The 26,790-nt window shown below is 33.3% G+C and carries 24 protein-coding genes; 6 read left to right on the forward strand and 18 right to left on the reverse strand.

Going from position 1 to position 26,790, the window contains the following annotated elements; all coding sequences use genetic code 11:
• Positions 1-11 precede the first annotated feature (11 nt).
• From ATO12_RS02760 to ATO12_RS02780, 5 genes are all read right to left on the reverse strand, one after another.
• Complete coding sequence (locus tag ATO12_RS02760; protein ID WP_034238394.1) at positions 12-1,217, reverse strand: serine hydrolase domain-containing protein; 1,206 nt, start codon at positions 1,215-1,217, stop codon at positions 12-14.
• Positions 1,214-2,404, reverse strand: coding sequence for a serine hydrolase domain-containing protein (locus tag ATO12_RS02765; protein ID WP_081801948.1), 1,191 nt, complete (start codon positions 2,402-2,404; stop codon positions 1,214-1,216). Before ATO12_RS02765 ends, ATO12_RS02760 begins: the two co-directional genes overlap by 4 nt.
• 210 nt (positions 2,405-2,614) lie before the next feature.
• Positions 2,615-4,321, reverse strand: a complete 1,707-nt coding sequence (locus tag ATO12_RS02770) for a patatin-like phospholipase family protein (RefSeq protein WP_034238395.1) — start codon at positions 4,319-4,321, stop codon at positions 2,615-2,617.
• A 484-nt stretch (positions 4,322-4,805) separates the two neighbouring features.
• Entirely contained in the window at positions 4,806-6,107 is a 1,302-nt protein-coding gene (locus ATO12_RS02775; RefSeq protein ID WP_034238397.1) for an aspartate aminotransferase family protein, read from the reverse strand.
• Between the two features lie 56 nt (positions 6,108-6,163).
• The gene (locus tag ATO12_RS02780; RefSeq protein ID WP_034238399.1) at positions 6,164-6,916 is read right to left on the reverse strand and encodes an AraC family transcriptional regulator; all 753 of its coding nucleotides are present in this window, start codon (positions 6,914-6,916) and stop codon (positions 6,164-6,166) included.
• A 305-nt stretch (positions 6,917-7,221) separates the two neighbouring features.
• On the opposite strand from ATO12_RS02780, the gene ATO12_RS24570 reads away from it, so the two are divergent.
• On the forward strand, positions 7,222-8,571 hold the full coding sequence (locus ATO12_RS24570) for a DUF5995 family protein (protein ID WP_051575564.1): 1,350 nt from the start codon (positions 7,222-7,224) through the stop codon (positions 8,569-8,571).
• A 6-nt stretch (positions 8,572-8,577) separates the two neighbouring features.
• On the opposite strand, the gene ATO12_RS02790 is transcribed toward ATO12_RS24570, so the two are convergent.
• The 7 genes from ATO12_RS02790 to ATO12_RS02815 form a co-directional block, all read right to left on the reverse strand.
• Complete coding sequence (locus ATO12_RS02790; RefSeq protein ID WP_034238400.1) at positions 8,578-9,030, reverse strand: YybH family protein; 453 nt, start codon at positions 9,028-9,030, stop codon at positions 8,578-8,580.
• A gap of 3 nt (positions 9,031-9,033) precedes the next feature.
• Positions 9,034-9,453 carry a nuclear transport factor 2 family protein gene (locus tag ATO12_RS02795; protein WP_034238401.1) on the reverse strand — a complete coding sequence of 140 codons (420 nt, stop codon included), beginning with the start codon at positions 9,451-9,453 and terminating at the stop codon, positions 9,034-9,036.
• A gap of 19 nt (positions 9,454-9,472) precedes the next feature.
• Positions 9,473-10,225, reverse strand: coding sequence for a type 1 glutamine amidotransferase domain-containing protein (locus ATO12_RS02800; RefSeq protein WP_051575565.1), 753 nt, complete (start codon positions 10,223-10,225; stop codon positions 9,473-9,475).
• A gap of 88 nt (positions 10,226-10,313) precedes the next feature.
• Complete coding sequence (locus tag ATO12_RS02805; RefSeq protein WP_034238404.1) at positions 10,314-11,354, reverse strand: helix-turn-helix domain-containing protein; 1,041 nt, start codon at positions 11,352-11,354, stop codon at positions 10,314-10,316.
• A gap of 31 nt (positions 11,355-11,385) precedes the next feature.
• Entirely contained in the window at positions 11,386-11,610 is a 225-nt protein-coding gene (locus tag ATO12_RS25750; RefSeq protein WP_131248754.1) for a hypothetical protein, read from the reverse strand.
• Between the two features lie 311 nt (positions 11,611-11,921).
• Positions 11,922-12,494: a hypothetical protein gene (locus ATO12_RS02810; protein ID WP_025665652.1), complete on the reverse strand. Its 573-nt coding sequence runs from the start codon at positions 12,492-12,494 to the stop codon at positions 11,922-11,924.
• 751 nt (positions 12,495-13,245) lie between these two features.
• Entirely contained in the window at positions 13,246-13,470 is a 225-nt protein-coding gene (locus ATO12_RS02815) for a (4Fe-4S)-binding protein (protein ID WP_034238407.1), read from the reverse strand.
• 237 nt (positions 13,471-13,707) lie between these two features.
• Here ATO12_RS02815 and ATO12_RS24575 point away from each other — a divergent pair, with 237 nt between their 5' ends.
• On the forward strand, positions 13,708-15,063 hold the full coding sequence (locus ATO12_RS24575; protein ID WP_051575566.1) for a glycoside hydrolase family 113: 1,356 nt from the start codon (positions 13,708-13,710) through the stop codon (positions 15,061-15,063).
• A gap of 268 nt (positions 15,064-15,331) precedes the next feature.
• Here the strand turns inward: ATO12_RS24575 and ATO12_RS02825 are convergent, their stop codons facing one another.
• Entirely contained in the window at positions 15,332-16,597 is a 1,266-nt protein-coding gene (locus ATO12_RS02825) for an NADase-type glycan-binding domain-containing protein (protein WP_034238409.1), read from the reverse strand.
• A 581-nt stretch (positions 16,598-17,178) separates the two neighbouring features.
• Here ATO12_RS02825 and ATO12_RS02830 point away from each other — a divergent pair.
• The gene (locus ATO12_RS02830) at positions 17,179-17,745 is read left to right on the forward strand and encodes a hypothetical protein (RefSeq protein WP_034238411.1); all 567 of its coding nucleotides are present in this window, start codon (positions 17,179-17,181) and stop codon (positions 17,743-17,745) included.
• Between the two features lie 385 nt (positions 17,746-18,130).
• Positions 18,131-18,985, forward strand: coding sequence for a CPBP family intramembrane glutamic endopeptidase (locus ATO12_RS02835; RefSeq protein WP_081801949.1), 855 nt, complete (start codon positions 18,131-18,133; stop codon positions 18,983-18,985).
• Between the two features lie 227 nt (positions 18,986-19,212).
• Here ATO12_RS02835 and ATO12_RS02840 read toward each other — a convergent pair whose 3' ends face one another.
• From ATO12_RS02840 to ATO12_RS02860, 5 genes are all read right to left on the reverse strand, one after another.
• Complete coding sequence (locus tag ATO12_RS02840; protein ID WP_240486090.1) at positions 19,213-19,602, reverse strand: GIY-YIG nuclease family protein; 390 nt, start codon at positions 19,600-19,602, stop codon at positions 19,213-19,215.
• Positions 19,603-20,243: 641 nt separating this feature from the next.
• Positions 20,244-21,893, reverse strand: a complete 1,650-nt coding sequence (locus ATO12_RS02845; protein WP_034238415.1) for a hypothetical protein — start codon at positions 21,891-21,893, stop codon at positions 20,244-20,246.
• A 744-nt stretch (positions 21,894-22,637) separates the two neighbouring features.
• Positions 22,638-22,865 carry a DUF6671 family protein gene (locus ATO12_RS02850; protein WP_131248755.1) on the reverse strand — a complete coding sequence of 76 codons (228 nt, stop codon included), beginning with the start codon at positions 22,863-22,865 and terminating at the stop codon, positions 22,638-22,640.
• A 106-nt stretch (positions 22,866-22,971) separates the two neighbouring features.
• Complete coding sequence (locus tag ATO12_RS02855; protein WP_034238418.1) at positions 22,972-23,520, reverse strand: hypothetical protein; 549 nt, start codon at positions 23,518-23,520, stop codon at positions 22,972-22,974.
• A gap of 96 nt (positions 23,521-23,616) precedes the next feature.
• Entirely contained in the window at positions 23,617-24,408 is a 792-nt protein-coding gene (locus ATO12_RS02860) for a hypothetical protein (protein ID WP_034238420.1), read from the reverse strand.
• A gap of 367 nt (positions 24,409-24,775) precedes the next feature.
• Here ATO12_RS02860 and ATO12_RS25855 point away from each other — a divergent pair, with 367 nt between their 5' ends.
• Together ATO12_RS25855 and ATO12_RS02865 are read left to right on the forward strand one after the other, a co-directional pair.
• Positions 24,776-24,931, forward strand: a complete 156-nt coding sequence (locus tag ATO12_RS25855) for a hypothetical protein (protein WP_165583317.1) — start codon at positions 24,776-24,778, stop codon at positions 24,929-24,931.
• Positions 24,932-24,973: 42 nt separating this feature from the next.
• On the forward strand, positions 24,974-26,785 hold the full coding sequence (locus ATO12_RS02865) for a tetratricopeptide repeat-containing sensor histidine kinase (protein WP_034238423.1): 1,812 nt from the start codon (positions 24,974-24,976) through the stop codon (positions 26,783-26,785).
• Positions 26,786-26,790 lie beyond the last annotated feature (5 nt).

Below are 26,790 nucleotides of genomic sequence, written 5' to 3' on the forward strand. Positions count from 1 at the left end.
CCAATTAGATGCTAATTTTCTGGTTTAAGAATAGTATAGTACTCTTTTAGAGTAGCAACAATATCATCTGTATCTTTATCAATTGTTTTGGTTGTTGATGTATTACAAAACAATAAATAACCTCTGTCTTGTATTTCATTATAATAAGCATATGCTACTACACCAACAATATCTCCTTGATGCCCCACGCTACTACTGGGGTATACTTCCCAAAGAATCCCATGAGTAAATTTAGAAGAGGTTCTAACTTGTTTCATTTCATTAAAAGATGCCAATTGTAGAATAGAATTTCCCATATAATACCCCTTTGCCATAGATTGCATAAATATGCTAAAATCATCAACAGATGTTTCAAAACCACCTGCAGGAAATAAAAGAAGTTTATAATCATTTGGGATTTTAATCCCTGCATGGTATAAAGATGATTTTTTGTCTTTTGTACCTTTCATTTCAAAATCAAACCCCGAGGTGTTCATTTTTAATACAGATAAAATATGCTTTCTAACAAATTCAGAATATGACATTCCGCTCGCTTTTTCAATAATTAGAGCTATCAAAGAGGCAGCACTATTACTATATATTTCTCGCACTCCTGGTTTTACATTTTCAAAATGGTTTTTACTATACCATATACCATTGGGAGCATAGATATTGTATAAAAAGTCATGCAATGATATCTCTTCATTTTTATTGATTCTTTTTGAAAGTTTGTTTAGTAGAGATCTTCGTAATCCAAATGGTAGCTCAGTAGTAATTTTAGGAATTGGAGTTGAAAAATACAACGCTTTTAGGTCATACTCCGGTAGTTTTTTAAGTCCGGATGTATGTGTAGCCAAATGCCTGATAGTAATGCTGGTGTTGGAAAACTTTGGATTTGTTAGTATAAATGGTAAATAATCATTGACATCATCATCTAGATGTAATAATTTCATTTCTTGTGCTTTCATCAACGATACACCTAATATCAATTTAGAAATAGATGCAATTTTCTGAACCGTTTTTGTAGTATACGGTAATTTGTTTTCTGCATCTGCATACCCAAATCCTTTTTTATACAAGACTGTATCTCTGGTGTAAATAGCAACACCAAAACCTTCTACAGAATTGTTTTTTGATAACTTCTCTAGTTTATATGTTAAAGAATCTGAGGGTATTTGACCAAAAATGATCAATGGTAACGCCAAAGAAATAACGATACTAATAATTTTGATTTTCATATGGATTGTTTTAGTTTTTTTTGAATAAATTTCACTGTATAGAATATGCCAATGATGAAGATGAGTAAAACGATTCCTACGAGGATATACAGTTTGTATAAATTTGGACCAGTTAATAGGTAAAAGAATAGTTCTTGGCCTAGTTGTTCTCCATTCTCAGAGTTAGTGAATACCACAAATCCCCATTTTTTATTAGTATCCAAAGCATACCAGGAGGTAAATCCTTCATTATTTCCCGAATGCAGAAAAATAGATGTAAAAGGGAAATCGATAGACAAAAAACCTAATGTATAATTTACATCTATACCATCGTATGGTACTTTAGAATGTGGTTTAAGCAATTCTTCATAACTGTTTTTGCTTACCCCCTTTTTATTCATAACTGTGATCATCCATTTAGAAAAGTCATTAGGATTTGTATGTAAGGAAGAAGCTGCATAAAAGACATTATCTTCTTTTTGAAACCAATAGTCATTTTTCCAATCTATCCAGTTTCCGTTTTCGTCATAAGGTTCTGCTTTATGTTGTCTTGTATATGGATTTTGAATGAATGCCGAATGCTTCATTTTTAATGGAATTGCTACTTTTTTCTGAAAAATACGCTCTAATCCATCCCAATCGGTTTTTTCTATTTCTTTCAAGACCAATGCCAGATATTGATAGCCTTCACCAGAATAGCCATACTCTGAATCAGGATCAAATAAAAGTTTTAATCTTTTGTCCTCTTCATCTTCTCTCCAATTCGGAAACCCTGTTCTATGACTTAGTACCATTCTTGCTGTAATTAACTTATAGCGTTCGTCATAAGCAATATCAGGGTACGGAAAATATTTGTAGAGTGGTGTATCAATATCTAACTTTCCTTCTTCTACAAATGTCATCACAAAAAAGGCAAAAACGGATTTTGATATAGAAGCTCCTTCAAAAATGGTAGTATCAGAAACTAATTTTTTACGCTCTACATCAGAATATCCTTTATTACATCTGTATACCACGTTTCCATCGTTGATTATAGCAAATGAAAGACCTGGAATATCTAATGCTTTCATTTTTGAATCTAAAAAAGACTCAAGAACATCTGTAGAAATATCAAATCCTATATAACTGTTTACACTAGAAGTTTTTTTATTCGAACAACTAGCTAAGATAAGTGTGATGAGTATACTGTAAAAGATGTTAGTTTTCATAATGTACTTATAGATTTACACATCTAAAGTACACTCCTACAACAACTCCAGAAATTGAAAAATGTTGAAGTGGGTATAAAAAAACGATTAAACCGAATAAAAAACAGAAGAACAACTTCTACCCATATCTTTGTTTTGTATAATGAAGTTGAAATACAAAACTATAAACACCAAGCCAAGGTAAACATTAGTTCAAATTCTAAAATCTATTTAATACTTATTTTTTAATTCCTCTAGCGCGAAAAACGGATCTTTATTAAAGGCTTTCCAGTCCTTTTTTAGCTGTTCATATAAGGTATCAATTTCGGTGAAATCAATTTTTAAATCATCTTTAGATTTTTTGAGCTCCAAGATATACTCCATAAGTTCATAGCAGAGTGTAAATTGGCCACAGGCGATTAGTGTATCCATTCTATTTTTGGCAATATCCTTTTTATCCCACCATAATGTTGTTGGTGTTTCGGAGGCGGTTAACCCCACACTCATTAACAACTTGCTGGGTGCAGGTTTAATATCTTTATTATAGCTGGGACTAGCTCCAGAATAAGGTGTTTTTTGGCCATTTAATTTATACACTGTAGTAGTAATGCGTTTGTTGTTTAGCGAATATTTAGAATAAAACAAATCATAATTAAGTCTGCGCATTTGTTTCAAGAAAACATCATTGATCATTTTTACTGCAGATGTTAGTCGATTGGTAAGCATCTGTTGCACCAATCCAATATCTAGTTTTTTAAAACTCAGGATGTCATCTACAAGTGGTTCTGGTACATTTTTTTTAAAGAGTGATGCCATCTTACCTTTAAAGAATTTCATGATAACCGAGGCAAATCCACCCAATATAGTTAGTGTTAAACCGATACCAATTAATATACTACCAATAATATAGATGGCAGGCGAGCCACAATCATCACAACTATTGAAAATTTTCATCGAATTTATAGCTACTATAAGTACTCCTATTGCAAGAAGTATCCAATACAATGGTTTAATCCTAAAATATGCTAAGGCTTTCGCTACAAATTGTTTTAAAGAAACTCCTTTTTTTTCAAAACTATTATCCTGATGCCAGGGTACCATTTTAAAACTTCCAACATCATTTACAATAATAAGACTGAGTGCATTTTTCATTCTCTCATTAATTCGAATCATACTACCAATTCCTTGGTTATCTGCAATACCACCATCCATGATTCCTACTCCATCAATAAATCTATCAAGGCTTTTTAATGCTTTGTAATCTGTAGCATTATGATCTTTAAAATAATCATCTGGAAATTGTAAGGGCTCAAACCCAAGAGGAAAACAGGAAGATGAAGCAATAATATCTCCCAATTGTACTTTAAATTTAAGCTTTTCTACAGATGTATTAGAAAGTGGAGAATTACCAAAAACTCCTGTATTTTGAAACCTATACGTAAGTCCAAACGAAAAATCTGTAGCATTATAACATACTTGTTTTAAGTGTTTGGATACGGGTTGCTCAAACATAGAAAAATCCCCCTTAAAGACTTCCATTTCTGCATAAGTCAATGCAAATGCATTAATTAGAGAACGTGTCTTGTACGCATTGTTTTTCCAGACAGTATCATCTTCAAGCTTCTTAATCGCAGTATCTAATAATTTATCATTTTTAGGTTCAAAGGTTTGGTAAAACACTTTAAAAAAATCTGTAAAACTATGTTTTGCATCCTGTGCAGATTTAGCATAAGCTACTGCCAAAAGGGTGCCACCACTAACAGAACTTAGAGCTTCTACATATTCTAATAGAGGTTTCTCTTTAAATTTAACTTTATTTAAATACGAGAGTATTCCCAAAGAATAGAACGTTGCTCGATATCCACCACCACTAAAACACAAGCCTATATTTTCAAAAGGTATAAAGGTACTTTCAGGACTACTATGGTCTTCACTCATAATTCCAGAATTTTACAGTATAATTTTAACAAAAGAATGCATTAATACAAAATCTAAATCAACTATATATGATCAATAAAATTAATATGGGGAATTAAAAAATGACAATTATGATATATAGAAGTGATTTAAGCTTTTTCGCTAGAATCAAAAAAGCTTAAATCACTTCTTAAACTTAAGATGAACTTTTATAGCTAACAATACGTAAAAATACCTGTTTTCATATACAGATTCAATAAATAACCCGTTGTGTATTTTGAGCTAAAACAGTTTTCAAAATGTCAGTTCGAGTGATTTTTTGATAAAAAAAATTGTACTTCGACAGGGCCTGTCCTGAGTTTATCGAAGGACTCTGTAGAGCTATCGAGAACCCTTTAAAAGTTAAAATTCTTATTCTCGATACAAATTTTACTCATTTTAATCGTAAAATTCACTCGAATTGACAGAATTTTATCAAAATGTACAACAAGTTAAATAACATTTTTTATTTAGTACAATCTCGTATCGCTTCATCCAAAATTGCAATTCCTAAATCTATTTCTTTTTTACTTATGGTTAATGGAGGAGCAATTCTAAAAACACTTCCGTAGCCTTTCATTCGAACTATATTCATGTTTAATCCCAACTCCAGGCATCTACTGCATATTTTTTGCCCCAAATCATCGTCTGGTATCTTTGTTTCCCGATCTTTTACAATTTCAACACCTAATAAAAGCCCACTCCCTCTTACATCTCCTATGCACTCATATTTCTCATGTAACTGTAGCAATTGCTGTTTTAAGTACTTTCCTTTTTCCAGGGCATTTTTGGCTAATTGTTCTTTATCGAGTATGTCGAAAGCTGCTGAGCCAAAGGATGCACAAAATGGATCAGACACATGAGAAGTCACATAGACAAACCCTCTTTTATGACATTCTTCTTCTATTTCTGCCGTGGTAACCATTGCAGCCAAAGGAAGCCCTCCTCCCAATGTTTTTGATAAGGTTAAAAAATCGGGAACAACATCATATTGTTCGAAGGCAAAAGTTGTCCCCAGGCGTCCTAATGCGGTTTGAGCTTCGTCAAATATTAGCAATAATCCACGTTCTTCACATAACTCTTTTAGCCTTTTAACATAATCAGGTTTTAATTCGATCATCCCTGCGGCACTCAATAAAGGTTCTGCTATCAATGCAGCATATTCACCAACCGATTGCTGATCGGCCATTTTCATACCTACCTCCAGGCAAGTATGATCACAACTCCCTTTACAATGTGCAATCGGGCAGCGGTACTCATAAGGTGCCGGTATCATCAAACTACCCGACATCGCAGGTCCATACCCTTTTCTTGTTTTTGAATAGGTATACGATTGCGCCCCAGCCGTCATACCATGCCAGGATCCAGAAAATCCTATGATTTCAAAACCACCAGTAACTAATTTTGCCATTCGTATGGCTACCTCATTCGACTCGGATCCCGTATTTAGAAATATACACTTAGATAAACTATCGGGTAGCTTGCCAGTTAATTTTTTGGCAAGCTCAATAACTGGAGGAGACAAAATAGAACTTAGCAAATGAATAGCTTTATCTCCCGATTTTTCTAATATTTCAACAAATTTTGGGTGGTTATGTCCAAATACAGAACACATTTGACCAGAAGTAAAATCCAGGATCGCATCTCCTTTTTTATTGTAGATATAACTTCCAAAAGCTTTTTCGGCAATAAAAGATGAAAACTCACCACAATACCGTATTAATGATTCCTGAGCCTCTTCTACTTCTTTAGCGTTTAAATCTTGCATAACGTTTTACTTTTGATAGCAAGTTCGATCAATTTTAAACCCTAAAATTGTAAAATTCAATCATTTTTAACCAGGTCAGCATATTTTTTGGGGATCATTCCTACATTCATTTTAAAGTACTTATTAAAATGACTTTGATCAAAAAAGCCGGTGTCATAAGCAATATCCGTAAAACTATCCCTCGTCTTTATATATTCTTTAGCTTTTTCTATTCGTAGATTTTGTAGATAGCGAATAGGCGAAATCCCTATATTGGTTTTAAAAAGACGCTGAAAATGACTATCACTTAAACAGGTTAAGTCTAATAATTCTTCTACCAGTATGGTGCGATTATAGTTATGCTCGAAATGTACCAGTGCCTTTTTCAAAATAAGTTTTGATTTTGTAGAATTAGCATTAGTGCTAATCAAAAAATGCTTAAATACTTCTGGTACTCTGGTTTCTTCACTATTCGTAGCACCCAAACTCTTATTAGTATCCCGGATCGATTCGAACCAGGCATCAAAATGATGTTTATACGAATGGCAATTCTGTATTATGGTTAGCCCTAATCGGTCACTGGAAATAGTATTGAAAGAGTATAACTTCGGAACCCTGATTACTTTATAATGAAAAAAAATCTCTATTAATGTCTGGTGCGCTACATAAGGAGGGATTATTACCAAATCACCTGCCTTTAAGGTAAATGTAGCATTTTTACAGATAAGGTTAGAGCTTCCATCTATGATATAAGAAAATGTATAGCGATCCGGATGCAAATGCATCGGAAAAAAATGTCTTTTATCATAATATATGGTTGCACATTCCATCTTATAAGTAATTTATCATACCAAGGTAATTAAAAAAACACACGTATTCTTTACATAAAAATAGTCATTATAACGACAATACCTGTATTTCTTAAATTGAATTTTAAAGTAGCTATATTTTAGAAATCGAAGAGTTGTTAATTATCAGTCATAATAACTTCGGTTTGAACTATGCACTATTTTTCATCGAATTTAGGTAGAAAACCCACTATAAATTGGGGGTTTTAACTCTTTTTAATTGATTGTAAATGCTATAACTTTAGTAAAGCTAAAATATAGCTAAACAGTATTCTAAATCTGTTATTATGAATCTAACTTCTATCGATGAAGTAATCGAAAAATTAGAATCTATTCTGCAGTGGTCAAAAGAGCACTCTAGCCGAGTGGGTTATTTTGCTAGTTTATATTTGCGAGTTACCCAAACCATTAAAAGCAAATTAGGTACCGGGTATTTTGATGATGATAAGCGACTTGAAGAGTTAGATATTCATTTTGCAGCATATTATTTTAAAGCAGTTGAACAATTTCAAAACAATGATCCTGCCATGCCCAAAGCATGGGCAGTTGCTTTTAATGCAATATCTGATCATGAACTCATTATAGTGCAACACTTATTATTAGGAATGAATCCGCACATCAATATTGATTTAGGGGTTGCTGCTGCAGAAATTGCTCCCGGAGCAGCTATTCATGATTTGCATGATGATTTTCAAAAAGTAAATACGATTCTTGCTTCTATTATTCCAACCGTTCTGAAGGAATTAAGTGAGCTTTCTCCATTATTATATTTATTAGAGGACATTGCAAAAAAAGAAGAAGAGGCGATTATTAATTTTAGTATGAAAATCGCACGAGACTTTGCCTGGCAGCTCGCTACCGAGTTGGCACCACTTACCTTACCTGATCAACACATCGTTATTGAACAAAAAAATGTAGATATAGCCCAGTTGGGTGAGAAAATTATTGACCCAGGTTTTTTGGCCGCTTCTGTTTTGAAGATCATTAATTCTGTAGAAGTAAAAAATGTCGATCAGAGTATTGATACTCTAAATGCCGGAAACGAATTACTTGAATTAATAGAACAACAACAAGGTATTATATTAAGTCCGGAAGCCCTTAAAAATGCTCCTAACCATATCTATTACTTTCAAATAGCAAAAGGAGAATGGACCGGTAATTTTAATTTTAAAATAAAAAGCTGGTCAAAAATGCTAAAAGCTTCGATTAGTATTAAAAATAAGATGCTGCTAACTATGATGGGGTTATTTCAAAAAATAGTTGGAGATGCTACTATCAAATCAATTATTACTCCTTTACCCAATGAAGGAAAAGCAGGTATCGCCAAAAATGATTTCAGAATTCATAAAGGCTGGTTTACCCTTTTTATTTCTAAAGAAGATTATCTTTTATCTCCTAATGGTAAAGGAGTAATTGTAGATGCTCATGTTCGTTTCGGGCCTTTTTCGTTTTTGTTTAGAGAACATGATGTGTATCCTGCTGTGATTTATGCCAATGGCCATAAAGCACTGTATCATATCGATTTGTTAGGCACCCAATTTGTTGGCGATTATACTGTTCGATCAGATCAAAAGCAAGTACATTCGGTTTTAGAGAATGATTGGGCAAAAGCAGTAGAAATTTTGAATAAACAATGAACTATATTACTTAATTGAGTTCCAAATATCTAAATACATTTTCCAGTCACTCCCAACTTTTTTCCACACAATCACATATTTACCTTTCCAGGTAATTTCTTCTCCGTCGGCTTTTTTGGTAGTACCTTGATAGGTGCCATAATCATAGGCTTCATTACCGATGATTTTAATTTCGATAGGATCTATTTTATGATTAATGATTGTTATACCCTTGGGAAGTCTCCAATACCCTAATATATCTTCAGTTCCTTCGATAATTTTTAAATTATTAGGGAATATTTTGGCATCCTTGGTATAGGATTCACCGATCATTTTATAATCTGAAGTATTTACATATTTAGAAAAGTTTTTGCCATTTTCTAATATTTGTTTGATCTCTGCTTTTTCCCCGATATAGGTCTGACCAATTGCTGGATTACCAATAAATATGAGAAGTACACCGAATAATAACGATTTCATTTTTTAGTTTTTTTGCTGTCTATAGAATATTTTACTTACTACTTTCCATTCTCCATCTACTTTTAATAAATTCATATAATCTATAAATGCAAAGGTTTCATATTCAATTTCTAGTTTTGCCTGGGCCGCATTTCCTGTGATATCTATAGATGTAATTTTTGTTTTTCGGTTTTGTTTTGGTCCGGGTTTCATTACTTTTTTAAAGAATTCTAAAGCATTGACCTCTTTGTACCCATTTTTTGAAATAAATTTCATCGTAGCATTAGTATGAAATGCCTTTTTTAAGGTTTCAAAATCATTGTTGGTGCCACCGTCCAGGTAATATGTTACGGTCTTTTCTACAAGTGTTTTATCAGATTCCTGAGCAAAAGTTAATGTCGAAGTACTAATGCATACGAGTAAGATATAAAGTATTGTTCTCATCTGTTTATCTATTTTAAGTTTATTTATGATTTGTTTTCTGAAGCATTGCTACCACCTGTTTTGCTACCGATACAGATGCTGTAGGGTCTTGACCGGTAATTAATCTGCCATCAACTATATAATGATTGTCCCATCCTTTTTTAGAATAGGTGAAATTTCCACCATTTTTGGTAATGGCCTCTTCAATAGAAAAGGGAAAGGTTTTATAATACGCTTTATTTTTATTTTCAAAAGCATCAGCAAAACCATTTACCTCTTTTTCTTCATACACATATTTTCCATTAGTTAGCTTTAAATTTACAATTCCTGCGGTTCCGTGGCAAATGGCAGATACAATTCCTGTATTCTCATAAATTTTCCTTGAGATATCCTGTATAGCTTTATTCTCAGGAACCCCAAACATAGCAGCCCCACCACCGCTATAATAGACCGCTTTATAATCTTTTGCATTAATAGCCTCTGGTGAGTAAGTATTTTTAAATAAATTCATAAAATCTAAGTCATCTAAGTATTTTTTCTGAATAGGATCTGAGGTGTTTATATATCCTATCGGAATTTCCCCGCCTTCCGGACTTACAAAATCAACCTGGTAACCAGATTTTATAAATACATCATACGCCAAAACGATTTCTGCAAAATGATTAGCAGTTTTTAAAGTGGTGTCTCCGTAAGTGCTTTGATTAGAGGTAACAAACAAAATCTTATCTTGTGAAGATGCCGAGGCTCCCAACAAAAGAAAAAACACCAAAAATGATACTATACAATTTTTCATACTGAATTAGTTTTCAGCAAATTTGAAAAATCATAACCTGTATCGGTTTATATATTATAAATCAGAAGTACTGATTTATAAATTAGAACTATTCTGATTCTTTTTTATACGCGGCCGGAGTTTTACCAACGATCTTTTTAAATGTAGTATAAAATGTTGATTTCGAATTAAATCCACACTCATACCCAACAGCTTCTGTAGTGTAATTATCTTCATCAACCAAAAGTTGCTTGGCTTCTTCGATTCTATATTCATTAATAAATAAAGGAAAGCTTTTTCCCAGGTTGTCATTTAGAAATTGAGATAAATAGTGTGGTAAAACGTGTAGTTGTTTAGAGACATCTGCAAGTTTTAGATCCGGGTTTTTAAATAGTTTTTTAGTCGTAATGATTTCATCTAATTTGATTTGAAACTCACTCGCTTCATCATAGTCTATCTTTTTATCCGCATATTTAATCGTTTCTTCAAAAAACAAAGACGTTTTATTTCTTTTTAATACCCAAAATAGAATTAAAAGAAAAAATACAAACGAAAACGAAAGTGCACCTACGATATACGATGTGTAAGATCCAATAGTATATCCCATCCAAATAATAGATACTCCACCAAATACACTTAACACCCATATTTCTAATTGTTTTATTTTATGTGATTTAGAAAACAATGCCATAAAAACCGATTTTAATTGAATCGCTGTCCATATGATATACAAAAGCCATTGTAAATAGATGATTTTAACCAGGTTTCCAGACCACAATCTTCTATATTCCCAATAAGGATATATACTGTTTAAAACAATAACCAATGCCAAAACAGGAATAATATGTAATAACCACCAACTATTACGTTTGGACTGCACTATCAGGCTTTTGGTATACAGGTACAAAAAAGGACCGATCAGAACACAGGCCGATAGTCCTATTTGTATAAATACTTCAGATAATTCTGGATTAAAATAAAAGAAAACAGATTTTAGTATTCGTACACTTAATACAAATAAAAGCGCCGACAGGAAATAATTAGACAGTCCTCTTTTTTTAGAAAAGAAAGCAAAATAAAAACTTAACAAAAAACCATTTAACGCTCCTAATGCACTAAAGAGAAATAATAATTGACGCTCTAAATCCATGAAAATATAAAAAGTAAACCCGTTGTATATTTTAAAATAATACTATAAAAAGCGTCAATTCGAGTGGTCTTTCATAGTGACCTCTCGACTGCATTCGAGATGACATATAGAAAAATTGTACTTCGGCAGGGCCTGTCCTGAGTTTATCGAAGGGCTCTGCAGAACTATCGAGAATAGCTTTTTTGATCCCAAATCCTATTCTCGATACATTTCTTCCTATGGTCGAAGCACTCGAATTGACGAATTTGGTATCCAAAAATATCAAAATGCACAACAGGTAAAGTAAATATATAGCAAATATTTAAAAATGGTTTATAATTTTCATTTCTATTCCAGATACATTACCCCTATCTTACTATTACTTGAAAAGCCGGGAATCACATATTTAACGAGAATTCGATGTAAGGATTTAGTTTAAAAAAGCCGTCAAAAGGCTTTTGCTGGAAAATTTACTTGTCTTCGATACAATTTTCTACCAAAAATCATTCTGACTGACGTAAATTTTTTTACGTCGAACTCACATTATTTACTATGCCATTTTATATGGTTATACTGTAGTTGATTAAACTACACCAGTTCACGTCTTAATTCATTTAAAGAGATATTACTATTAATTAATCTGGTGATTACCTCTTCACGAAATTCATCCAGATCATCATAATCATAATATTTGGCCCACTTGTAGGTTTCGAGAAGGTTTTTGATTTGTTTGATAAGCTTTCGGGTTGCATCTGCAGAACGTAACACAGCAACCTGATCATAATCAGGATTATCTTTATGCATATAGCTTACTTTTTTGGTTTCAAAATCGACCGAAATGTAGTACGCATCTACATCGGGATCCAGGTTTTCTCTAAAATCTGCCCAATCTGCATAACCTAATCGTAAGTCGTCAATTTCCGGAGGAAAATCAGATACTAATCTCCATTGGCACTTTGCAGCTCTACCCCAATGGTTAGACATTCTATATACCCCATGTTTTGTATAATAATAGGTACTCCCCGACTCACTTCTGTAATTTGGTTTTCTTCTCGTAATTTCGCGTAGCGAAGCTCCTCTGAATACACAATACGTTTTATTAAAGAAGTTATAACGCGTGTATACCTTAACGTGTTCTTTTTCCTGATGTTCCAAATGCATATTTTTTTCCCGCTGGCAAAGAAATCACATTTTTTTCAGAAAGTAAAAACAAGTTTTTAACATCTTTTTACTAAGCCATTTTTTTGTTCATATAACCCCATTACGTATTTAAGAAGAACATTATAAAAAAAGCGTCAATTCGAGTGTTTTGTCATAATGAAATGAAGACAAAATGTACTTCGGCAAGCTCTGCAGGACTATCGAGAATAGTTTTTTAAATCAATAGCCCTTGTTATCCTACTCTTATAGCCTTTAGATATCAATTTTACTAAGATCAGGGTGTTTCATGATAACACCATTGTTTTAGTACATGACAAAATAAGCTTAAAATAATAGGAAACTTAAAATTGAACATTTGTTAGATCTCACAGGTTTTAAAAACCTGTGAGATCTTGATAATAGCGTGATGATACAATTTTAAACCAGGTTTAAATCAAGAATAATTATTTTTCGTCATGTACTTAGCAAAATTGTTATTGAAAAAAGGGGGATTTAACTTGTCTATATTAGGTATTACACTCTTTTAAGAGTACTGCATGTATCCTAATTTTGATGAGTGGATTTAGGTTTAAAAATAATCAAGTGAACATAATTGTCAATTCATCTTTGACAGGCTTATCAAACAATCAGTAAAGAGATGTCCTGTTGCAGGGACTCATATTTTTGAATTAGCTTGATTCTAAAAAAAAGCATCTTGTTCTGTAACAAGATGCTTTTTTGTTAGCGTATTCCTCTTCAATACAGGTCAAAACTACCTTGCATTTTCGTAAAATGTCAATGCTCCAGAAGGGCATTTTCCGATCTGGTCTTTTAACGCTTCAGAAGTGGCCATCTCTGGCCGAATCCATGGTTTTTCTTTAGGTTGGTATGCCTTTGGTAAAGTCTTTACGCAAACACCTGCATGAGTACATTTTCCTGGCTTCCAAACTATGGTAATCTCTCCGTTGGTGTATTCTTTTCTAATTTCGTTTGCCATAATAAGATAATTTAAAGTGTGGATTATATTACTATTTTAAAGATATAGCTTCCTTTTAAATTCGATATAAAAACGAATTGTTTTCTCTGCAAATCCGAATCAAATTCGATAATTAATCGATATACACCATTTTATTAGGTTATTACAGGCTTCATTTCTTATAAGATTTAGATTCGTGATGTAACGTTTTTAAATCATACTCCTCTAATAGGTATTGGTTTTTAGCTATATTTAGAAATGAAAAAGGAATTCTTTATTGCTATTAAAGTGTATGTAAGTACCTGGATATTAATTGTATTATTATTCCTTTCCCTATCATTACGAGCAGATATTAGTTTTAAAAAATCGGTTCAAACCATAATAGAACTACTTCCGAATACTACATTTTTAATTGGTGTTCATATTACATTTGCCATTTGTTATGTACTGTTTTTACTCATTCGATATTTTATGAGAATTTATCGTCGTAAGGGATTTATCATTATGGGGAAGCAAGTAATATTTGGTGTGGTTATTCCTTTTTTTATCCTCTTGGGTATCTACAAGGCTATTGTTCGTGCAAATAGTACAGAAGAGTTTTCTTATGAATGGGATTATTCTATTGAAAATACTAATGATACGACAAATGATCTTTATAAAACCGATGGAAAACATCGCGGAATGAGTGTATTTGGTTGGGGTTTTCATAACAAAAAATCTATTGCTACGCTGGTAAAAAACAATATAGAGTGGGTAGCTGTTACTCCCTTTTTATACCAGAAAGATCAATATACAAAACAAATGGATACTCCAAAAACTATAGGGCGATGGTCAAAGAGAGATTCTATTTTTATTAGCAGTATTGCACAATTGCGGGCAAAGGGCGTTCATGTACATCTAAAACCACATTTATGGATGAGTGAAGGCTGGCGTTCTGACATTTCGTTACCATCTGCCATCGACTGGGATATCTGGTTTGATTCTTATCGTAGCAATATCATTCATTATGCACGTATGGCCCAAGAAACTGGCGTAGAGCTATTTTGTATAGGGACCGAGCTACGATCATCTTTACAACATCAGCCAGATCGATGGAAAGCCTTAGTACAGGAAATCAAGACTATTTATCATGGTAAGCTTACCTATGCTGCCAATTGGGATGGAGAATTCGAACTTATCGATTTCTGGAAAGAATTAGATTATATTGGTATACAGGCTTATTTTCCGCTCACTAAGAAATCTAATCCCGATCTGGTTACTCTTAAAAAGGGCTGGAATAGACATATCACGACCTTAGAAACCTTATCTCAAACCCACCAAAAACCAATTCTATTTACAGAAGTAGGCTATAAAAGTGAAGCTTCAGCTGCAATACATCCCTGGGAGTGGCAGTCTTCTTTGGGAATCCTATATCAGAAAAAATCTAATCGTACTCAACAACTTGCATACCAGGCATTATTTGAGTCTTTATGGGATAAAGAATGGTTTTCGGGTATGTATATCTGGCAATGGGACACCAGAACCTCTATGGATAGCGCACCCACTAGCCTGGATTTCTCACCACGCTACAAACCAGCACAAAATACTATTGCCAAAGGCTATGCTCGCCAATAAATAGATCTAAAAAGAGTAATTACGATTAAAAAACGAGGGCTTCAGGATACTATTATAACCTGAGTTCGACGTAAGAAAATCACGTCAATTCGATCTGATACTTCGATATAGCTCAGTATAGACTGGAAGATTGTATCGAGAATAATGATTTTCTATCTAAAAAAGCTATTCTCGATACAGTTTTTCTCCATTTCATTCTTAAAAACCACTCGAATTGACGCTTTTTATAACATTTTAGTTTAGGTCGAACTCAGATTATAAGATCAATTCATTCTGTTATTAGTTTATGCGTATCACATGTTCTAAACACACGTAATTCTTCGGTACCAACTACAATACCATTTGCAATAAAAGTATTGGCATTATCCAGTTTTACGATAGTATATGTTTGTTGAGCAGTATCAATTTCTTTGATATTCAAAATTTTCATCGCGCCAGAAACGGTGTGTATGATACTCCCTATTTCAAGTTGTTTTACATCATCAAACCGATATGCTATCTGTGTTTGTTCTGGAGTATAGGATAACCAATCTCCAGAAGAAGATAAGAGTGGGTGATCACGGGTGCAAGTAATTGTTGAACTATCGGATAGTGAAAGCGTAATAAGAGCATCATGCATTGGGTTTGCCAGTTCTTTAATCGTTGCAGTGATATAACTATCTGTAGCTTGATCATAAGAAAGCACTTGTTCTCCCAAGAGTAACTCTTCTATCGGTTTTTGGGTATGATCCGCCATAGTAATCAAAGTCCCTTTGGCAAAACAGTGTACATCGATCCCATCAAAATAGATTTCAGAAAGTACTGTATCTTCATATTTATCTCCCGGATATACCTCCATAATCTCAAATTTCATAGTCCAGGGAGGTAAACTTTTTGAAGTAATATAATCTATGCTCTTATCTAATTTACCTATCGGATCTACTTTAAAATGTTGTGCAGCACGCTGATCGGTAAGATTTAGGATCGCATAAGGCTCATCTTTAATATATACTTTAAGTTTTTTTACTCTACTATTATTTCGCCAGGCGGTTTCACTTTTTACATACCCGTTTACTACAATAATCTCTGTAATGCGCGGGCTTCCCTGATAAAAACTATATTCCAGGTATTCCCCTATTCCATATCCAGGGACTCCTTCTACCCATGCATTTTTATAATTTAGGTCCATGGCATTTTCTGCTCCAGACTGTATACTCCCCTGATCCGCCAAATGCGATGATGCGGTTTCTTTAAATGGTCCTCCACCACAATACCAACTACACCCCTGGCCTTCAATATCCCAATAATTAGTCATTGTTTCATCAACCATTTTATCTAATTCTGCTTTCTCTTCCTGGGTAAGGTCTTCTAGTTTAAGTCCTTTTGACATGCGCTCCCAAATGGCTTCACAAGCTTTCCTGTTTCTGTTAAACTCCTTTTCATCTGTAGTATTCAAATCCAGTACTTCTATGCTTGTTGGTGTAAGCACCTTTATTTCCTGGGCATTAGAAAAGAGCGTAATGAGTAGTATGATACAGATCAGTGTATTTTTCATACGTTTAAATTTTAGTAATTATCTGATAATACATTAATTATAAAATGTCTCATTTCATAATATGTATGATATCCGGTATGCATTACAAATATATTATTTATTACCGCCACCACTCACCCTGTTTACCGTGAATAAAATAGCATTAGCAGCTGTAATTCCCTTTGTTATATTCAAATCGGGAATTAAGGAACCCTATGATATATCCTCTGGGTTCGAGTGTACTTCGACAAGCCTGTCCTGAGTTTACCGAAGGGCTCAGCATGACACCTCACCCTTCGACACCGCTTCAGTAGACCTGTACTGAGTTTATGGTAAAAGATCTTATCAACATCATTTCTAAATCTTACAAAGACATATACAACATTATCCCTTTTAAATCAACGCTTTTAAGCGAATACAATAGTCTATGGCACTGTTAAGAAACCAGTAATTTCCACACTACCAAAAAGTGAAAATTATTATTTATTTACGGTTTATGCTTCGATTTTATGTTTGTGTAAACAATTAGAAAGGGATAACTAACTCAGCTGTTTTTTAAATAGTTTTGGATCATCATTAACCAATTCTTAAAATCTTACACAATGAAAAAATCCATTTTAAAATTAGGCCTGTTTGCTTTTATCTCCGTTACTTTTATAGCATGTCAAAACGATGGTCTTGATGCTCCCGAAGCACAAGAAGTACAAAATGCAACTGTTCAAGATGCTTCTCAACAGTTTGTAAGTGTAAAAGATGTATCAAACGATCCTACGATGCCACAATTGGTAGAAAAACTAGTACGTCAAAACAACCAGGCAATTGCCAAAAGAGTTGGATGTACATTAGACAGTGATATCGGGTGTGGTAGTGATGCCGCTGCAGAGATCGAAGAATATGTAAATCTTTCTAACTGTATTTCTTTTAGTAAAGGAACATTGATCATCCCAATACAATCCAGGGAGTTTACCTATAACTACTCATATTATATCGATAGTGATGGAGATATAAACATGGATCAGTATCAATATCAATTCGATTCTCATGTAGCAGATATTGCACAGCGAATAGCACCTAACAAAATAGCACTGGTAAGTGCTAATGCATCTAATGGTTGCGGAAGAGGTTGGAAAGTAGCTAATATTACATATACTGTTATTCTCGGTAACTAAAACTCATCTTGACCTTGCTATAAAACAACACATGACAAGCCCTATATATCTGTTTGATGTATAGGGTTCTTTTGTTTTATAGGGGGATGTCTTTTGTTTTGTTTTTATGCTCACCCTTCGAGAGCCTCAGGGTTCGAGTTCAATTTATCATTAAAGTCCGAGATATCATCGGGGGCTAAGGTGTCATGCTGAGCTTGTCGAAGTACACTCGAAGCCCCATCTTTATCGCGCCCCATATTCACCCCCTCGAGAACCTCAGGGTTCATTATGACAAAACACACTTCTAAAAGTTGAAATCATACTAAAAGATTCATTATTTTAGTATTATAAACGGACTATCGAGAATAGGTTGTACTAAAAGATTCAAACAAAACTATGGTATAACATGAAAAACAGCTTAGGTATACGTACAAAATATCTTTTATTGATATACTTTGTACTCACTTTTTTGATTTCGTGGACGGGCCTAGTTTTTATTATGGGTATTGACGGATTTACCGGAAAGAAAGAAATACCGGATAGTCAAATCCCGTTACTATTTTTGGCTATGTGCGCAGGGCCTTTTATAGCAGGGTTGTTAGTTAACTACTTTGAAAATGGTAAAGCCAGTTTTAAGCAACTAAAAACTCGAATGGGTATATGGAAAGTAGGTGTCCGATGGTATGTAATTGCTCTGTTTTCTGCTCCGTTACTTTTTGGGCTTACCTATATACTCCTCTCTTCTTTTTCTTCTAAATTTTCTCCTATCCTTCTTTCTACCGATGACCTTCTCTTTTTGGTTCTTGGGGGAATTCTAGGTGGTATTGTAGCCGGTTTTTTTGAAGAAATTGGCTGGACGGGATTTGCTGTACCAAAACTGAGACTACATTTTAGTATAGGTACCACAGGATTGATTCTTGGAGTGATATGGGGAATATGGCATATGCCTCTTTTTATGGATAGTGATCCCGACGGGGATGTTCCATTAGCAATATTACTGATCATAAAACTCGTTACACATTTACCAGCTTTTAGGATTTTGATGGTTTGGGTATATGAGCACACTCAAAGTTTATGGATCATCATTCTTATGCATATGTCCCTTACGGCAAGTACAATGATTTTTCAACCCACAACGACAAAAGGAATGGATATCGTTGTTTTTAACCTTATGTTTACCGCATTGATTTATGTGTTTATGGTTATACTTAGGTATCTCACCCTTCGAGTGCCTCAGGGTTCGAGTTCTATTTATCATTAAAGCCCGAGATATCATCGGGGGCTGAGGTGTCATACTGAGCTTGTCGAAGTACACTAGAAGTCCCATCTTTATCACGATACGTACTCACCCTTCGAGTGCCACTTCGACAAGCTCAGTGTGACAGCTCAGCGTTCAGTCTCGTTCAAGGGCTGAGCCCTTCGGCTTAGCTCAGGAAACACGAAGTTGAAGTCCGATTTTACACTCAGCAATCTCACCCTTCGAGTGCCTCAGGGTTCGATATTCGTTGTTTTATTCGAATCATCGGGGGCTGAGGTTCTCGAAGCCCCATCTTTATCCCGATACGCCATGGATAATCCTGGTAATGTTTCCAACTCCCCTCTCATTAATGCTTCTTTCTTTGCTCTGGACCAACCTTGTATTTGTTTTTCTCTGTAGAAAGCGGTGTCTATTCGATTATAGTGCTCATAATACAGTAGTTTTACCGGTAACCTCTTTTTGGTATGGTTAGCGCCTTCTCCATTTTGGTGTTGTTGTATTCTTCTCTCCAAATATTTTGTACTACCTGTATAATAACTCCCATCACTACATTCTAAAATATACATATACCCATTCATATAAAGCTTTATTTTTACAATAGTAGCGCATACGAGTTTCATTTTTTGAAACCAGAGCATCATCGTACAAATATCTCAGCATTGTAAACCCATAACAGGGCGAACTAAAAGTAGTAATGTATACTAGTTTTTAATAAAACGACACTTATTAATCATACTAATAAGATCACGATTTAATAGTTAAAATATGTAAACCTGTTTGTTATTTTGTGTTATTTCAACATAAAAAAGAGGTCTAAAAAGTAAGTCCAATGTTATATTGAACCTGTCGAAATATTTTTATCTTACTGGTAATCAATATGGGTTTCGACAAGCTACCATTGACGTATTTTATAACAATTTGTTTTTCAAATATTTACATTTCTTAAATTTCATCTAATTTCCTTCAATTTGGCTTTCTGTTCATTTTCTTTGCTTGCCCGGCAGCAAACAGAACCAAAAGAAAAGGCACTTTTTTCAAGGTATTTTTCAATTTCACTGAAAACCAGATTTATTGTGCTAAAATCTTTCCAAGGCTTCATAGATGTTGCAAACGCAAAACAAATCTTATACTGGTGAAAAAAGATTTCAAAGCTCTGCTTTGGAACGTCAGTTCATTCACTGGATAAAATTTTTATTTAATGTCTCAACCTGACAAATCAAAATATAATGACTTTTTAAACCTCTTAACATCTAATAGTTATTTATTTTTTGCCTTTTACCCCGTTATTTTTAAGAATATAGAAACTATACCCAAATTGAAGTTGTGAGAAGTTATTATTTATATTATCTAATTCATGGATGAGTTTATATCTCAGAAACAATTTTCCTGTGGTAGATATATCGACCAGTAAGTCTATATTGAAACTATTAAGCCATCTGTTTTTTGAGACTGCTTCACCTTTTTCTATAGATCGGATTGCAATATCTTCATTAAAGGTTTCAAACCAGGAAAGACGATCCGTAAATGAAAAACTTACTCTTTTTTCGGGTAAGACTTGTATCGAAGCTTCAAACGGGATCTCAAGGTTGTTATAAAATACTCCTTTTTCATCTGCTGCATCCAGCTTTACCCCCGTTCTACCATATAAAGCCCCTGCATTAAAAAACATATTAATTTTTGAATTTTGATTCTCAAATGTCATTAAATTCAGAATACCACCAACTGCAAAATTTCTATACTGTAGTAACGAAATCGGGGTATAAAACGTTTCGCTACCAACTGTCTGAGGTAACAAGAATTTATTATTTTCTTCAATCTTAGAATATTGAAAGAATACATCTGCATTCTGAAACACTCCTGCCCCTTCGAACAATAAAAAAGGCGGAACAATACCATAATACCAAGGCCTGTCATACCTACGTGTATTCAGGTTAAATCGTTTTTTGACTTCTAATTGTACCAATCCATTAGGGCTTTCCTCATCAAACAACCCAATGAGGTCGGTATAGGCAACCGCTTCAAATAATTTAGAAGATTCCTCCCGATAGAGTTTAGATTCTTTTTTACTTTTATCCAGAACAATAGTTTGAGGTACGGGACTAATATCATTGGCATTAACATCTACTTTTTTGATATAACGAATCACATCATCTACCTGGATAAATAGGCTCTTTTTCTCTGTTTTTTTATATTGATACTGATCTTCATGAAGTAGTTTTATAGCATTAGTATCTGAAGTGTCTCTATATATTTTTTCATTAGAATACAAAACATAATCCGACAGCTGTTGTATATTTTTGGTAGAACTGATCCCGATGGAGTATTTGTTATTGAATGAGTAATTCTCTTCTCCTATACTACCATTTACCTGTATCTTTTCTATAAACCCGCCAAAGAATGAAATCTCGACTTCTATATTTTTTAAAGGATCATCAAGGGGAATTTTTCGTATACTCTTTACATCGGTATTATAATATACAGGAATCTCTTCATTTTTTAATTTGATTGTAGCCACTTGGGGGCGTTCTTCTTCGGTGTTGTAAAACGTAACAATTCTTGCAAAAAGTTGTGTAATTCGATTACGAACCAAATCGGTATTCGTTACATCTTTGGGAACCAAGGGAACATCGTTATTATCCTTGGTAGAAGTAATGATTGCTTTAATAGCTTGCTTTACCCTTACTTCAAAGTTTGGATAAGTTAATGGTTTTAGTTTAAACGTTTGTGCATCTGCACAATCACAATCCAACTCTATGGTATGAAAACCATCGGCATCGATACTGGCTGATAGGATGATATGTATCTTATCACTGTCTGTAAACTGATCAATAAGATCTGTATCGACCGTATATTTTTGAGCGAAAACCGAGATAGAAAAAATCAATAAAATACTGGTAAAAAATCTTTTCATTTTTTAAAATTTAGATGATTAATACATTGAAGTCGTTTAAACGACTTCATTACTTCTTTTCAAGGTGGGGTATAAAAAGAAGGAATACGTTAAGAGAAGAATATTTTTGTAATAAAAGGTAAAATTGTTACATAGGATAAAATTTATTTAGGTTTATTTTGATTAAATATACACAAATATTCACAAGTACTAACAAAATTTTAAGATGATGATCCAGAAGAGAAAAAACAATCAGATTTCGGTATATATCATACCAAAATATTGAAAATAAAAGAACGTTTTTTGTATTCGTAACTCTCCAAATACGAGTTTCATTTTTTGAAACCAGAGCATCATCATACAAAAACCTCAATATTGTAAACCAATACCAGGACGAACAAAATTGTAAAGCTATTTTAGGATTACTATAACATATGTAAAGTTATTTTAGGACGATAGGGTACTTACGAAGTACCCACCCCCCACTGTAGAAGTACCCACCCCCTGTGCAAACATAGGTGTGTCCTGTATAAAACAGAAGCAGCACTTCTGTTGAACACAAGTGCTGCCTCTGTTTGAAGTACCCCCCACTGGCAATCGAAGTACCCCTAACCAGGGTTACCGGCAGTGACACCCACTACCACAAGTACCCCCTATAGCCTATATACCCTTAACCTACCCACTACTATAAGTACCTACCCCCACTTAGATAAGTGGGGTTTGGCTTATTTTGTATGGTATTGGATTGTTTTTTAACAGTTTTTGTTAATAATAACTTTCATCACTTTTAGATCGGTATACATCTTTTGTCCATTCGTGATTACATTTCCTGCAGCTATAATAATTACGAAAAAGACGTTGTTTTGGATTCGCAAAATCTTCACCCAAATAGTCTTCTTTTGTTCTCGATATATTAAAATAGTCTGCTTTACATTTTGGGCATCTATTTGATCTATATCCTTGCACCAAAGCATAAATTATGATAGATAACATAATTATGCATATCAAAAAGTTACCCCAATTTTCTTCCATATTATATAGCGAACATTATTTACAAATAATGCAATGAAGTGTTACTGATTAAGTACTATTAATTTAATCATTCAAGCTCTCGATTAAAAATAATTTTAGATCCTTCTATAGTGTAAGCTATCTTTAGATCTTCTAGAAAAAGTTTTATTTTTTCCTGTACCTGCACATGATCAGATATAAAAACAAAAGTTTCTCTGGGTTTTCTCCAGTTGACATGATCCAATTCATATTTGTATTCTCCAAATTCCTGATTCATCTTGAATATCATATTAACTATATCATGTTCATTTACAAACTTTCTCCTTAGAATACCTTCTTTTATTTCTGTTACAGACAACCAGCCATCATCATCATTCTCTTCTTCTCTAAATTCATCATAATAATCCCCATACACAAGATCTCCACTTCCCAAATTTTTGTACTCTTTACTTTCTTTAATAAATACCACTGGACCCGGACCTACTAACATTCCTCTTTCATCATCATGCTCATAATCCACATGTTTCCAAAAACCAAAAACATATTTACTGGTTTCTTCTATAGCATGTAATGTATAATTTGATCCAAGAGTATCTATGATCATTTCCCGAAATTTCTCTTTGTGTGTTTCTTGCATTAACAAATATTTACTTCTTTATCTTCTTTGGTTGCAGCACATCTAATTTCTGCACAACTCTTGATATTTTTATGAACATGAAAGTACGATATACGATTATTCTTCTCCATATATATATTTACGAACAATAGTTTGACTAACAGGTTTTAATGTTTTGCCATTAGTTGGATGCGTACCTGGCATTGTAAAAAATTCAATTCCTACCGTCTTATCATACCAAAATAGAGCTTTTCCATCTTTAAAAAACGTCATTGTGGTATCTGGTTTAATTTTTCTAAAATTCTCTAACAGATTACGATTTAATGCAATATCAGGAGAGTTAGTTTTTCCACATTCTACTACTACATAATGGTCTTCTGACCAGATCATACAATCTTTTCGTTGCCGATCAATTACAAAATATAGAATAACAGCAAACGAAGAAATAAAACTAACGGTAATTACAATTTTTTTCCAAGGATTTTTAGGTTCTGGCGGAAAATCATCTCCTCCCCTTCCTTTTGGAGGATTATCTATAATTAGACCTTTATTGTTTATAAACTTTGAATATGGTCTTGGATTAAAGTTTAGCAACCAAGCAGAAAATTCTACAACTTCCTCCCTTGGTTCTTTAGTTATTTGGTTAAGAAACTGTTTTACAGGAATAAGTTTATCTGCATCAACAGAATCTAAAAACTTCAAAAAATCTCTATTAATAGGAATTTTGAAATAGGATGATAAAGTATGAATATCTTGTTTACTATTTTGAGTTTCTAAAATAATTTTACTGGCGCTCTTAATTTTCCCAGGAGTGATGTTATTACAAAATCTATTTAATTGGTGATTAGAATCATTTTTGATAGAACTATAATGTTCCAATATTTTCCTTTTGTAATCTTCAAACGTCATCACAATCAGTTTTTTATTAAAATTTAGAAACGAATTTATCCTAATAATTCGAATTCATCCGAATGATCCGAATTACTTATTATCAGAGGGGTAAAACAGCTATACCTTTACAAAAGTTTTGAAAACGTATTGATTTAGCTATCAAGACAAATGTATACAAACTAATTCAAAACCGGAAATATAAGACGGGATCTGCGTATTGATCCAGGAAGTACAATTCACTTTTTCTGTCGGCCTATTTCCACTCTACTTCCTAAAAACCGAAGAAGCGCTTCTTCTCATTTAACGTGTTGCCGAATGGCTGTTAATCCTCTGGTTTTAAACCCGGACAGCAACACTATTGTTGAATTTTTAAAAACAAAAAAAGATGAGAAGATCATTTTTAATAATAGCAATAGTAATGTTTAGTTTATCTATATTTTCATGTACCACCTCTGATATCGCCGACGAAATCGGCATTGAAGAAATCGCTACCGAAGGGGAAGAAGGAGAAATACCACCTGATGATGATGAAAATGAGTAGAGAAAAGAGATAATTTCTTGACTCTTTTATTATTTTAGAGGAATGAAACAAGTTATTGTTACATTCCTCTTTTTTCTAATTTTTTTGTGTTCTCATGCCCAAAAAACAGATCGTTCTGATCTTGATAAACTTTCTAAAAAAATAAGTCAATTTGGAAAGCTTAAAATTATAGATAGTGCATTGTTCTATTCAAATGAATTACTCTCAAAATCTAAAGCCATACAAGACACCTCTTATGAATTAAAAGCATATAATGATCTGGCAAAATATTATAAGTTAATTAATTCCCAGTTTCAATCTGTAAAATACTATACAAAGGCCAAAGAACTATATCTAATAATTGGAGATACAAACACCGCAATAAAGAAACTACGACGAATAGCTATAGCCCAAAACAGCCTGGGAGATTATAACTCTAGCGAAAACATGGCTATCGAAGGTTTAAAATTAACAATAGGGCTTCCCGATTCATTGGCATTAAAACAGAAATTAGGTTTGTATAATAGTTTAGGGATAGCAACAAAAAGATTGAAAAATTATGATGATGCCATAATATGGTATAATAGAGCTTTAAAAATTTCCATTGACTCATTAAAGGTAATTACTTTAAAAAATAATATTGCAGTAATAAATATTCAACAAAAAAAATTTCAACTAGTTATTGATAGCCTCTCTAAGTTGGTAAAACTTCCTATACTAGAAAAGGATATAAAAGTAAAACTTAGAGTAATGGATAATTTAGGTTTTGCTAAATCAAAATTAAATTATCCGGAAGCAGAAAAAGAGCTTTTACAAGTCTTAAGAATAAGACAGAAAATAAAAGATATATCGGGACAGTTTTCTAGTACGATTCATTTAGTAAAACATTATCAAGATAACAAACAGAATAGAACTGCTATATACTATGCAAAGAATGCTTACGAAATTGCAACTAAAATGGGATGGGCAACATCTAAAGTGGAAGCACTCTCTTATCTAATTGATCTCAAGAAAAACCCAAAAAACGAAGCAATTGAATATAAAAACTTAACAGATAGTATCACTACTGCGAGACAACAAGCCAAAAATCAATTTGCTAAAATCAAGTATGAAACCGATCAATACCGAGAAGAAAATCTAAAAATAAAAGAACAGAATGCTCAACAGCAAGTAGTACTTCAAAAACAAAAAAATCAAAGAATAGTCTTAATATCATTAATATCACTGCTAAGCATAGGAATAGGGTTTGTCTTTTATTATTGGAAACAACGTAATAAAATAGAGCGAATACAAGAACGCCACACCACCGAAAAAAGAATCTCTAAAAAACTACATGACGAAGTAGGAAATGATATCTTTTATCTCGCTACACAATTACAACAAGATCCCGGTTTTACGACCGATCCCGATAAACTAAAAATATTGAAAGGATTTGATAGTGTATATCATAAAGTAAGAGATATTTCGAGAGACCATACCGTAGAAACAGGAGAAGAATACGGTGATGAGGTATTATCCTTATTAAACTCTTACGGCAGTCAAACCACAAAAGTGGTTACCAATACTCTGGATGCTGATTTCTGGTCTTCTGTATCTGCCTATAAAAAAGGAGAACTATATTGGGTACTTAAGGAGTTACTGACCAATATGAAGAAGCATAGTAAAGCTAGTTTTGTGTCTGTACAATTTCTAAAAGAAAAACAGCGACTTATTGTTACCTATGTAGATAATGGTATCGGGATTACCGATAAACACCTTATTTCTAAAAATGGACTTCGTAATGTGGAAAACCGCATGAAAGACATCAAAGGAACTATTATTTTTGAATCTGAACCTAAGCAAGGTTTTAAAGCAAAAATTGTTTTTACCTCTTAATCAAT

This window comes from Aquimarina atlantica (assembly GCF_000626715.1).
GTDB lineage: Bacteria > Bacteroidota > Bacteroidia > Flavobacteriales > Flavobacteriaceae > Aquimarina > Aquimarina atlantica.

Coding starts and splice junctions, on each gene's coding strand:
- ATO12_RS02760 (WP_034238394.1), bottom strand. CDS start 1,217: ATGAAAATCAAAATTATTAGTATCGTTATTTCTTTGGCGTTACCATTG.
- ATO12_RS02765 (WP_081801948.1), bottom strand. CDS start 2,404: ATGAAAACTAACATCTTTTACAGTATACTCATCACACTTATCTTAGCT.
- ATO12_RS02770 (WP_034238395.1), bottom strand. CDS start 4,321: ATGAGTGAAGACCATAGTAGTCCTGAAAGTACCTTTATACCTTTTGAA.
- ATO12_RS02775 (WP_034238397.1), bottom strand. CDS start 6,107: ATGCAAGATTTAAACGCTAAAGAAGTAGAAGAGGCTCAGGAATCATTA.
- ATO12_RS02780 (WP_034238399.1), bottom strand. CDS start 6,916: ATGGAATGTGCAACCATATATTATGATAAAAGACATTTTTTTCCGATG.
- ATO12_RS24570 (WP_051575564.1), top strand. CDS start 7,222: ATGAATCTAACTTCTATCGATGAAGTAATCGAAAAATTAGAATCTATT.
- ATO12_RS02790 (WP_034238400.1), bottom strand. CDS start 9,030: ATGAAATCGTTATTATTCGGTGTACTTCTCATATTTATTGGTAATCCA.
- ATO12_RS02795 (WP_034238401.1), bottom strand. CDS start 9,453: ATGAGAACAATACTTTATATCTTACTCGTATGCATTAGTACTTCGACA.
- ATO12_RS02800 (WP_051575565.1), bottom strand. CDS start 10,225: ATGAAAAATTGTATAGTATCATTTTTGGTGTTTTTTCTTTTGTTGGGA.
- ATO12_RS02805 (WP_034238404.1), bottom strand. CDS start 11,354: ATGGATTTAGAGCGTCAATTATTATTTCTCTTTAGTGCATTAGGAGCG.
- ATO12_RS02810 (WP_025665652.1), bottom strand. CDS start 12,494: ATGCATTTGGAACATCAGGAAAAAGAACACGTTAAGGTATACACGCGT.
- ATO12_RS02815 (WP_034238407.1), bottom strand. CDS start 13,470: ATGGCAAACGAAATTAGAAAAGAATACACCAACGGAGAGATTACCATA.
- ATO12_RS24575 (WP_051575566.1), top strand. CDS start 13,708: ATGAAAAAGGAATTCTTTATTGCTATTAAAGTGTATGTAAGTACCTGG.
- ATO12_RS02825 (WP_034238409.1), bottom strand. CDS start 16,597: ATGAAAAATACACTGATCTGTATCATACTACTCATTACGCTCTTTTCT.
- ATO12_RS02830 (WP_034238411.1), top strand. CDS start 17,179: ATGAAAAAATCCATTTTAAAATTAGGCCTGTTTGCTTTTATCTCCGTT.
- ATO12_RS02835 (WP_081801949.1), top strand. CDS start 18,131: ATGAAAAACAGCTTAGGTATACGTACAAAATATCTTTTATTGATATAC.
- ATO12_RS02840 (WP_240486090.1), bottom strand. CDS start 19,602: ATGAAACTCGTATGCGCTACTATTGTAAAAATAAAGCTTTATATGAAT.
- ATO12_RS02845 (WP_034238415.1), bottom strand. CDS start 21,893: ATGAAAAGATTTTTTACCAGTATTTTATTGATTTTTTCTATCTCGGTT.
- ATO12_RS02850 (WP_131248755.1), bottom strand. CDS start 22,865: ATGTTATCTATCATAATTTATGCTTTGGTGCAAGGATATAGATCAAAT.
- ATO12_RS02855 (WP_034238418.1), bottom strand. CDS start 23,520: ATGCAAGAAACACACAAAGAGAAATTTCGGGAAATGATCATAGATACT.
- ATO12_RS02860 (WP_034238420.1), bottom strand. CDS start 24,408: ATGACGTTTGAAGATTACAAAAGGAAAATATTGGAACATTATAGTTCT.
- ATO12_RS25855 (WP_165583317.1), top strand. CDS start 24,776: ATGAGAAGATCATTTTTAATAATAGCAATAGTAATGTTTAGTTTATCT.
- ATO12_RS02865 (WP_034238423.1), top strand. CDS start 24,974: ATGAAACAAGTTATTGTTACATTCCTCTTTTTTCTAATTTTTTTGTGT.